General features: G+C 62.3%; 1 protein-coding gene. It reads right to left on the reverse strand.

What is annotated here, in order from left to right; genetic code table 11:
- Positions 1–419 (reverse strand): ATP-binding cassette domain-containing protein (locus tag AC1D0P_RS30480; protein WP_477680144.1); only part of this gene is annotated, 419 nt, incomplete at both ends.

Below are 419 nucleotides of genomic sequence, written 5' to 3' on the forward strand. Positions count from 1 at the left end.
TCCCCAGCGAGAAAAAAGACGCAGCCGCGGCAGGGTGAGATTTCGCTCGATGGAATGTTCGAGGACGAGGCCCTGTTCGTGACGGTCTTCCGGCACCAGGGCAACGCCGAGTTCGATGATTTCTGCCGGCGTGCGCTTGTTGAGCGAAACCCCATCAAGCGCGACATTGCCCGTATCGATGCGCCGGAGGCCGAAAATCGTCTGCAGGATCTCCGTTCGAGAACTGCCGATCAACCCGGCAATCCCGTGAATCTCCCCTTTGAGAAGCGTGAGATCGACGTGGCGAAGCCGGTCGTTGCAGACACCCGACAGGGTCAGAACCGGATTGTCGCCGGCAGCGGGCCTTGGTCGAGGCGACGCGCCCGATTGCGGCAGCCTGCCACTCTGTTCGCCGGACTTGGCAACGGAATGGCCGGGTC

The organism is Polaromonas sp. P1_G2, assembly GCF_056405515.1.